Origin of the sequence: Paraburkholderia silvatlantica, assembly GCF_003096715.1 — a bacterium.
Taxonomy (GTDB): domain Bacteria; phylum Pseudomonadota; class Gammaproteobacteria; order Burkholderiales; family Burkholderiaceae; genus Paraburkholderia; species Paraburkholderia silvatlantica.
The window spans coordinates 140,601-149,505 of record NZ_QEOL01000025.1 but is presented as its reverse complement, the minus strand read 5'-3'; the positions used below and the strand labels follow the sequence as shown (position 1 = coordinate 149,505).

The 8,905-nt window shown below is 62.5% G+C and carries 10 protein-coding genes; 5 read left to right on the top strand and 5 right to left on the bottom strand.

The annotated features are described in order from the left end of the window. A partial coding sequence (locus tag C7411_RS37885) for a hypothetical protein (RefSeq protein WP_207786572.1) occupies nucleotides 1-224 on the top strand: 224 nt, incomplete at its 5' end. Nucleotides 225-638: 414 nt separating this feature from the next. On the opposite strand, the gene C7411_RS28480 is transcribed toward C7411_RS37885, so the two are convergent. Together C7411_RS28480 and argC are read right to left on the bottom strand one after the other, a co-directional pair. Beyond that, the gene (locus C7411_RS28480; RefSeq protein ID WP_110387881.1) at nucleotides 639-941 is read right to left on the bottom strand and encodes a DUF4148 domain-containing protein; all 303 of its coding nucleotides are present in this window, start codon (nucleotides 939-941) and stop codon (nucleotides 639-641) included. Between the two features lie 371 nt (nucleotides 942-1,312). Then, a complete protein-coding gene (gene argC / locus C7411_RS28470; RefSeq protein WP_110387879.1) occupies nucleotides 1,313-2,242 on the bottom strand; it encodes an N-acetyl-gamma-glutamyl-phosphate reductase in 930 nt (309 codons plus the stop codon). A gap of 129 nt (nucleotides 2,243-2,371) precedes the next feature. On the opposite strand from argC, the gene C7411_RS28465 reads away from it, so the two are divergent. Next, on the top strand, nucleotides 2,372-3,256 hold the full coding sequence (locus C7411_RS28465; RefSeq protein WP_110387878.1) for a LysR family transcriptional regulator: 885 nt from the start codon (nucleotides 2,372-2,374) through the stop codon (nucleotides 3,254-3,256). Nucleotides 3,257-3,288: 32 nt separating this feature from the next. Here C7411_RS28465 and C7411_RS28460 read toward each other — a convergent pair whose 3' ends face one another. Continuing rightward, nucleotides 3,289-3,579 (bottom strand): hypothetical protein, encoded by a 291-nt coding sequence (locus tag C7411_RS28460; RefSeq protein WP_110856968.1) that lies wholly within the window; start codon nucleotides 3,577-3,579, stop codon nucleotides 3,289-3,291. Nucleotides 3,580-3,799: 220 nt separating this feature from the next. Here C7411_RS28460 and C7411_RS28455 point away from each other — a divergent pair, with 220 nt between their 5' ends. Beyond that, on the top strand, nucleotides 3,800-5,239 hold the full coding sequence (locus C7411_RS28455) for a DEAD/DEAH box helicase (RefSeq protein WP_110387876.1): 1,440 nt from the start codon (nucleotides 3,800-3,802) through the stop codon (nucleotides 5,237-5,239). A 32-nt stretch (nucleotides 5,240-5,271) separates the two neighbouring features. On the opposite strand, the gene C7411_RS28450 is transcribed toward C7411_RS28455, so the two are convergent. Next, the gene (locus C7411_RS28450) at nucleotides 5,272-6,483 is read right to left on the bottom strand and encodes a polysaccharide pyruvyl transferase family protein (RefSeq protein WP_110387875.1); all 1,212 of its coding nucleotides are present in this window, start codon (nucleotides 6,481-6,483) and stop codon (nucleotides 5,272-5,274) included. 184 nt (nucleotides 6,484-6,667) lie between these two features. Here C7411_RS28450 and C7411_RS28445 point away from each other — a divergent pair, with 184 nt between their 5' ends. Both C7411_RS28445 and C7411_RS28440 read left to right on the top strand, forming a co-directional pair. Further along, entirely contained in the window at nucleotides 6,668-7,093 is a 426-nt protein-coding gene (locus C7411_RS28445; RefSeq protein WP_110387874.1) for a Fur family transcriptional regulator, read from the top strand. Nucleotides 7,094-7,336: 243 nt separating this feature from the next. After that, nucleotides 7,337-7,774 carry a PRC-barrel domain-containing protein gene (locus C7411_RS28440; RefSeq protein WP_110387873.1) on the top strand — a complete coding sequence of 146 codons (438 nt, stop codon included), beginning with the start codon at nucleotides 7,337-7,339 and terminating at the stop codon, nucleotides 7,772-7,774. A gap of 17 nt (nucleotides 7,775-7,791) precedes the next feature. Here C7411_RS28440 and C7411_RS28435 read toward each other — a convergent pair whose 3' ends face one another. Next, nucleotides 7,792-8,646, bottom strand: coding sequence for an urea carboxylase-associated family protein (locus C7411_RS28435; RefSeq protein WP_110387889.1), 855 nt, complete (start codon nucleotides 8,644-8,646; stop codon nucleotides 7,792-7,794). Nucleotides 8,647-8,905 lie beyond the last annotated feature (259 nt).

Genomic DNA, 8,905 nt, shown 5'->3' with positions numbered 1-8,905 from the left:
ATGGGGGTAAGAGTCTTCGCAAAACGCATGGTGTTTCCTTTGTCGGCAAGCATGGGTTCACTGCTGTGGCGTGCATACCGGCCAGGCTCGCCCGCTTCGCGCGGTCGGGGCATCGGCTGGTTCACAACTCTCTTGTTCGCGTCGACTGCGTGCTGGGCTCCTCCAGAATAGGCGTGGTATCGATCGAACCGCCCTGCCTGAAAACCGCCGGGGCGAAAACGTGAAAGCGACTATAGGAAGCCAATATCGCTTCGTCTTGAGCATTCACGACGATTTCCATGCGCATTTCTGCATAGCCGGCCGAACCGGAGCAATCAGGGCAAGTACGCCCTGTGGCGCGAACAAGGTGTAATGGAAATGTAATTTCAGGCGCGCCGGCTTGGCCAACAGCCGGGCGGGTTGATTGAACGGCTAACAGCCGCTGGCTTCGTCGAAGCGAAGCTTGTCGAAACAGAGACGGCGGTTTGCGTACTCGCTGTCAAACCATGACCAAACAGGCCAGTGTCGGCTGTTCGGCAGGATTGCAGAATAAGCAGATCGGATTCGCGAGCGGCGCGAAGCGCATGGCACGATGCTCCACGCCGTCCCGCAGAGAGACGGCATGCTCTCTATCGCCCGACCTGGCCAGACGAAAAGGCTTACGACCCGCCAAAGAATACCGGCCTCATCCCGGTCGGGCTGGCCGGATGGCCCATCTGCGAGGAGCCGTTCATTGCGGGGCCGTAGCCGCTGCCCTGGCCTGCGGCAGCTGCGTCGGTCGCCTGCATGTTGGCGGGAAAGTCTGCGGTATTCGCATTGGCCGGATTGAACCCGGCTTGCTGAAGCTGAGCGATCTCGGCCTGGACCTGCGCGCGCGTCAACCCCCCATCCGACTGCGCCAACGATGCAATTGGCACAGCGATGACGGCGACCGCGCAAACTGTGTGGACTAGCGTCTTCATAATGGCCCACCTCCGGGTTGATTACACCGGCTGACTCGTGCTGCAAACGGCCGGTTCGTCCGAACCCTGGTTCGACACCTTGCCAGACTTTGCAGCGCTCAAGCGTTATCGTTGTCGTCTGTTTCGATCGTATGCACAATTAATCGTTTTGACCTCCATCATTTGATGGAGACTGTCAAACAGCTATCCCCGATGATTGCGCCCACGAGCGCGACTCAAAATGGGGAAGGCATTCAAGAACAGCGCCAAAGCTCACCCGAATACTCCGCCGGGCGAGCCGGATCAACCGTCGGCCAATCGCTGCCTTGACTGTGTTCGCGCTCGCGTGCGGTGTGTTCGCAATCGGGTGAGGGCAAAACGGCGTCGCGGGTCTATTGCCGGGTGAGCATGAGGTTCAGGTTCTGAACCGCGGCTCCGGATGCGCCTTTGCCAAGATTGTCGAAAACCGCAGACAGCAAGACCTGGCCGTGCTCCACGTTATGAAAAACGCTCAAGTGCATGTCGTTCGTACCGTTCAGCACTTGCGGGTCCAGGTGCTTTAAGGCGCCCGATTCGTGCAGCGGCAAGACCCGTACGTGGGTCACCCCGGCATAGTGGCGTGCGAGGCACGCATGCATCGTGGCGCCATCCACGCCGGGCGCCAGCAGCCGCAACGCCAGCGGAACCGTCAGCACGATGCCTTGGCGGAACGCTCCGTACGCAGGGACGAAAATGGGACGCTGCGCAAGCGCGGCGTGCTGCTGGATTTCCGGCGTGTGCTTGTGCGCAAGTTCCAGGCCGTAGACCTGGTATGAAGGCGCGTTGGCGGCTCCCGGCCCCTCGTGTTCCTCCACGCCGGCACGCCCGCGTCCGGAGTAGCCGGATACCGCATGAATGCCGATCGGGTAATTGCCCGGTATGAGCCTGGCCTGCACCAACGGACGCAGCAGGCCAACCGCACCGGTTGGATAGCAACCCGGATTGGTGACCCGACGTGCGTTCGCAATTTGCTCAGCCTGCCCCGGCGTCATTTCCGGAAAACCGTAAGTCCAGTCCGGCTGTGTGCGGTGGGCGGAGCTTGCGTCGATCACCCGGACGGCAGGATTGACAATGGCGCCCACTGCCTCGCGCGCGGCGGCATCCGGCAAACAGAGGATGGCGATGTCGCAGGCGTTGATGGCTTCCGTGCGACGCCGCGAATCCTTGCGCTCGGCAGCCGCAAGTGTGAGCAGCCTGATGTCGGTCCGGTTGCGCAGCCGGTCATGGATTTGCAGCCCGGTGGTGCCTTGGTCGCCGTCGATGAAAACTACGGGAGTGCTCATACGTGGATGACTCCGCTGACTGTGGGTTGTAACAGGTAAAACGAGCCCCTATGTTGCGCGGACGGTTAGAATAGAGAAAGTTGAATTTCATAACTTAAACATTCAGATTTTCTGAATCGGGACGCCGTCATGCGAGAGATCAGCCTGGACCGCTTGCGCACTCTGGTCGCCGTTACCGACCGTGGTTCATTCGCCGATGCGGCGCGCGCGTTGCACCTGGCGCCGCCAACGGTCAGCCTTCACATCGCCGAACTCGAAGACCGCATAGGGGCTCCACTCCTGATACGCAAGCGCGGAAAGGTGGGGCCGACGTCCATAGGCGAGGTGCTGGTGGAGCGCGCGCGCCGGCTGCTGGCCGACGCGGAGCAGGCGTTAGACGATATTCAACGCCAGGTAGAGGGGCTCGAAGGGCGTGCGCGTCTCGGCGCGTCCACGGGCGTGATCGCGCATCTGCTGCCGCAAGCGCTTGAGGTCCTGCGCGAGCACCATCCCGCCATCGACATTCAGATTGCAGTGCTGACTTCGCAAGAAACCCTTTCGCGGCTGGTGGATGGAACGCTGGATGTCGGGCTGATCGCGCTGCCCCAGCCCCCGGTGGCTGGACTTGTGATAAAGCCTTGGCGCCGCGACCCTGTGATGGCCTTTGTGCCGGCGCATTGGCGGTCTCCGGCGCGTGCTACCCCTGAATGGCTCGCCGCCCAACCTCTCATTCTCAATGACGCGACCACGCGTCTTTCGCGTCTGACTGCGGAGTGGTTCGCGACCGGAGGGCACCATCCTGCGCCGCGCATTCAGCTCAACTACAACGACGCGATCAAGAGTCTGGTAGCGGCAGGGTACGGCGCAGCGTTGTTGCCCCACGAGGCCACTACGCCGTTACCCGACAGGCGCATTGTCATGCGCCCGCTGCGCCCGGCGTTGTGGCGACGGCTCGGTATTGCACATCGTGCGGGGTACGTTGAGCGTTCCACGCAACACGTACTTGATGTGCTATGGGATTTGCGACTGGCGTAGGCGTTGCGTCGCAGGCACGCGGTGATGCGTGGTCAGGCAAGCACGACCTCTGCAAGGAACGTTGCGAAGTAGTCGTCGTCCAGCCATCCTGAAACATGCTTTGACGCTTCGATGCGCTGCATTTCTCTCTGTCCCTTATCCGTCAGGACGGCAATCTGCAATGTGGGGAGAGACTTCGTACTGGGGGGAGGGATCTGGGCTACGGTCTGGATCAAACCCTGCGCGCGAAGCGACGTGAAAATTGCCGGCCGCTTGTGCCACGGTATTTGTCGATACAAGGCAAGTCGAAGAGCTTCTAGTACAGCGCCATTGTTGAATTCCATGAGCATCCTTCTGGTTTTCGACTGAAATGTCCTGCTGGCCCCGAGCACCTAAGGTAACACACCAAATGGTTCTGTACGATGACACACACGAAACCTTTACTTTGCCGGCATCGCTAGGTCTTTTGGCGGCGGCCGGCATCGTTCTTCTTGATCATCGGTTCTGCGCGGCGAAATTAGCGCGGTAACCGCTAGAATTGCGGTTTTAGCCCGGAATACGTCAATGTCTTTTGCCTCGCTCGGCCTGATCGATCCCTTGCTGCGTAACGTGCAGGACCTCAATTACCGGACGCCTACGCCGGTGCAGGCCAAGGCGATTCCTGCCGTGCTCAGTGGCAAGGACGTCATGGCTGCGGCACAGACCGGCACTGGCAAGACGGCGGGTTTTGCGCTGCCGCTGTTGCAACGGCTGGTGCAACACGGCCCGGCGGTGTCCAGCAACCGCGCGCGTGTTCTGGTGCTGGTGCCCACACGTGAGCTGGCGGAACAAGTGCTGCAAAGCTTTATCGCGTACGGCAAAGGCCTCGACTTGCGATTTCTGGCCGCCTATGGCGGTGTCAGCATCAACCCGCAGATGATGAAGTTGCGCAAAGGCGTCGATGTGCTCGTCGCCACGCCGGGCCGTTTGCTGGATCTCAATCGCCAGAACGCGGTGCAGTTCGATCAAGTGCAAACGCTGGTGCTGGATGAAGCCGACCGCATGCTGGATCTGGGCTTCGCGCGCGAACTCAACGCCGTCTTTGCTGCGTTGCCCGTAGAGCGCCAGACCCTGTTGTTCTCCGCCACGTTTACCGACGATATCCGGGCGATGGCGGCGGGCATTCTGCGCGGCCCGGTCAATATCAGCGTCAGTCCGCCCAATGCCACGGCCAGCAGGATCAAGCAGTGGGTGGTGCCGGTGGATAAAAGGAACAAGCCTGACCTCTTCATGCACCTCGTGGCCGAGAACCACTGGGAGCACGCGCTGGTGTTCGTCAAAACCCGCAGTGGCGTGGACTATCTGGCGGCCATGCTGGATGAAGCGGGCTATGCGGTCGACACCATCCACGGCGACAAACCGCAGCCCGCGCGCCTGCGTGCGCTGGAGCGCTTCAAGACGGGTGAAGTCAGTATGCTGGTAGCCACCGATGTGGCCGCGCGGGGACTGGATATCGACGACCTGCCGCTCGTGATCAACGTCGATCTGCCGATCGTCGCGCAAGACTATGTGCACCGTATCGGCCGTACCGGCCGCGCGGGCGCCAGCGGCGTGGCGGTGTCGCTCGTGTGTGCCGATGAAGCGCCGCAACTGGCCGCGATTGAAGCGCTGATCCGGCAAACGCTGCCCCGCGAAGAAGAACCGGGTTTTGAGGCCGAACACCGCGTGCCGCAAACCAGCGCGACGGGCCAGATCATCAAGAAACCCAAAAAGCCCAAGAAGCCCAAAACGCCGCAAGCTGTGCCAGGCGCCATGCAGGCGCCCAGCAAGAAACCGCGCCCGCAGAGTGGCGAAAACAAACGCAAGCCTGCTGCGCAGCGCGCCGTGGCCGCAGGTAAAGGCACCAGCTTGTCCAGCGCTAGCCCATTCAGCGTGCAAAAGCCGCGCAGCAAACCCGCCACCAAGCCAGTTGCCGGTTCGCGTAAGCCGGCTGGCAAACCCGCCGGTGGCCGCGGCAAACGCTAACCGTGATTCGTTAGGCTGATCCTTCGCACGCCCTATAGTCGACTCTCGGCAACCATGGTTTCGAATTCCGTCCGATACCGCCGTGCGAGTGCGGCTGCGGTTTCGCGCAGCGATGCGCAATCGGCCGCGAGTGCATTGGCAAGTGTTTCGGCAAGACTGTCCGGATTCACGACACCGGCGAGGCCTGCTGCTTCCCATGTCTGCACATAAGCCTCATGCTTGCCTCCCTCGGAGGAATGATAAGGATGACTGATATTGGCGCGAGGAAGCGCGTACGCCATCGCAACAATGCGACCGTGCAGACTGCTGCCGCAATAAATGCGGCTTCCGGCGATCAGCGCACAGATGTCCCAGACGTTCAGCGAAGCAAAAACGCGAACATGAGCCGCGCACAGTCGAGCCGCGAGCCGCCCGTACACGGCCAGGTCGTCATGCCAGGGAGCGGCGCCCGCGCGAAACAGCACGATGCCCAGGCCGTGCCCCTGCGCTGCGAGTTCGAGCTGGGTGGCTAGCGTATCGAGCGTTGCATCGTCGCCGAAGTCAGCGCTGAATTGCACGGCTGCATAACCGTGAGGGAACGCCTGCTGGACGTCGCGCAGCGCCAGGTTGGCGGCGTGCCGGCGTATTGCCGTGCCGAACAGGACTGCCGTCATTGCGGCGGGGTCCGGTATCAGGCGGGCTTCGATACCCCGTTGCGCGAGCAGCGTCTGGGTTTGACGGTCGCGCACGCTCACTGCGTCCGCGGATTGCAGCGCCGCGAGCACGTCGGCTTCCAACTGCGCACTGCGCGTATCCAGATCGACGCCTCCCACCGCGTTGAACGAGAGGTGCTTCACGCGCACGCCCGGCAACGCGGACTTCGAAAGCACATACGGCGCGAGCGACGCCGCGCAAACATGCTGTTGCGCCCACGCGCGCCCGTCGCGAAGCCATTCATGTTCGGCGGCAATGAGCGCCGGCACGCGCCGCGGCGGTGCGAGCATCACGGCGGCCTCCCACGCATTGCAGGTCAGCAGTTCGCCGCCTGCGTGGATCACGTTCACACAGCGGTCGTGCGCGAAAGCGGCAATGCGCGCGAGTGCGACCGCGGCTGGCCCGCCATCGCCATGCGCATCGCGCGCGGCGAGCCCGGCGAACAGCAGTTCGCGGCGGGGCAGCATGCGTGCCACCACCTGCGCGATCAGCAGGTCGCCGAAGTTGTGCCGGTCGAACGCGCCGAAGATCACCGTGGGCGTGGAAGCCATATGAGCCTCAGGCCGTGCTTCTGTCCCATGTCCGCCAGTCCCGTACTTTTCGACCCATACGGCGCCGCAGCATGAAATCGGGCCGCAAGTCAGGCCGCTACGTGCGGCCCACCATACTGACATAAGGAAGCCTTAAGCATTCGCGGGGGACACTATCCTACTTGCCGACGTGTTTTCCCTGCGTATGAAAACGGTCTACTCCGAACTGAAGAACGCACGCCTGCGCCCTACATCCAGCCGCGTGGCCGTGCTGAAGGTGTTTCATGATGCGCCGCACGAGCATCTGACCGCCGACCAGGTCTTTCGCCGCATTGCAAAGGATGTCGAGCAATGCAGCCTAGCGAGCGTATATCGTGCGCTTGCGCAACTGATGGAATCGTCGCTGCTCGACAGCACGTGGGTTGGCGAAACGCGTGTGGTGTACGAGCTTGGACGTGGCATGCCGCACGCGCACCTCGTGTGCGAGAGCTGCAAGACCGTGGAGGACATCGACGAGCCCGCGCTGCAGGAACAGCACGCCGCCATCGCTGCGGCGAAGCGCTTTCGCTATACGCATTCCAGTCTCGTCGTTTTCGGGCTTTGCGCCCAGTGCGCCGCGGCATCGTCGTGAACCGGCGCGTGGCGGCCACCATGGCGTGGAGGCTTTGCATGTCGATCGCGGCGTGCTCCATGTCGAAAATCAGCACGTCCACGCCGCTCGCCGCGGCCATCTGCACGAGCCCGACGTCCGGCAGATCGGCAGCTTGAGCGCATCGTCGCTCCATTCCGGCTAACATGACATTCCGCCTGCAGTCTCGCACTGACTCGCAAGGACCTGCGCGGCGAACTAACCGGAATACAGGAGCGAAAGAAAATGCTTTTCCGCAAGACGATGTTGGCCGTAGCCGCATTCAGCGCCGTGCTGGCCAGTGCCGGTGCGCATGCACAGATCGCGGGCGCGCAGCCCTTGAGCGTTTCGGTCGAGCAGTCGCAGGCGCTGCTCGAAGGCTGGAGCGTGAAGAAGAGCGTACTCGGCAAGCCCGTTTATAACGACGACAACGTGAAGATCGGCACCGTGCGCGACCTGATCGTGGCGCCGGACGGCTCGGTTTCCGCGGCCATCGTTTCGGCGGGCGGATTCCTCGGCGTCGGCTCGCACGACGTGGCCGTGCCCATCGCATCGCTCGACGTGCGCCAGGGCAACCTCTATCTGCCTGGCGCAACCAAGGAAGCGCTGAAGTCCACGCCCGCGTTCCAGTACGCGAAGGTCGAATCGCCGCCGAAGCCGAAGAAGGTCGAAAAGCAGCAGTAAGCCTTGTCCGTCGCGATTCAGCAGCCGCACTTCCAGTCCGGTTGCTGCAATGCCATACCATGCAGGCCGCGATATTCGGCGACAGGCGGCGAGGACCAGCCTTCCAGCAGCGCCGGCGCCAGCCGGTAGATCTCGATACCGAGCGGCCGGCAGACTTCCAGCGGGTCGCGTGCATCGGGTCCCCACATTGGCAGCGAAAGATCGCCGCCGGGGCAGGTCGAAAGCGCGCACAACAGGTCGATCTCGGCGAAAAACTCGAGGTAGTCGCCCTTCTTTGCCGGGCAGGCCTTCATGAAGTACTTGTCCTCCAGATTCAGGCCGGTGCACTGGAACACATTGAGCACGTCGTGCACGTCGTATTCGGTGAGCCCGTACGGCGCGATGGCGCGCGTGAGATTCGAGTGACAGTGAAAATGAAAGTCCTCGCCGGTCAGCATGCGGTTAACGTAAGGGTCGCACCGTGTGCCGAGCAAGTCGTGAACGCGCCCGCCATGCTCGTCCACGCCGTAGCCGGCGAGGCTGTCGTCGGTGATGGTGACGAGCGGTCGCAGGAAGGGCAGCGTCGACCACAGACGGTCGAAGGTGCTCACGTGCGCCTGCTGGAGCTGGCGTGTGCGCGAAGCCCACATGCGCTCGCGCGGATCGTGCCGGTTCCACAGGTTGAGGTCGGCCACCTGCGGGCCTTCGATCGTCACGATGCGGAACACGTGCCCCGCGCTCACGCTCCAGGCTTGCCCCGAGCGTATCGGCACGACGATCGATTCGATTAGCTCGCGCTGATCCTGTTCTTCGGCGATGCGGCGGTAAAAGGGCTTGTTCACGTCGAGCGCGGAGCCCTTGGTCGACTGGTAGGCGGCGGGATAGTTCAGCATTGCCTCGTACTCCTCCATGAACGACATGTGCCCGCATTCGCGATGCCGCGGGTGCCCGGCTGAGCCTTCGGGGGATGTCTGCTGGGGAGTATAGGAATCGCGCAACAGTAAGCCAAAGATTGTTCAGCGGCGGGAAGGCCGGGGATTCGCGGACCTTTTTTGCGTGTCCGGGCCTGCCCGCTTACGCGGCGCCTTCGTGTACAGTTCGCTTACTCCATGACTGCGGCGCCTGCTTCCGGGGCGAGCGCAGCCCAACGAG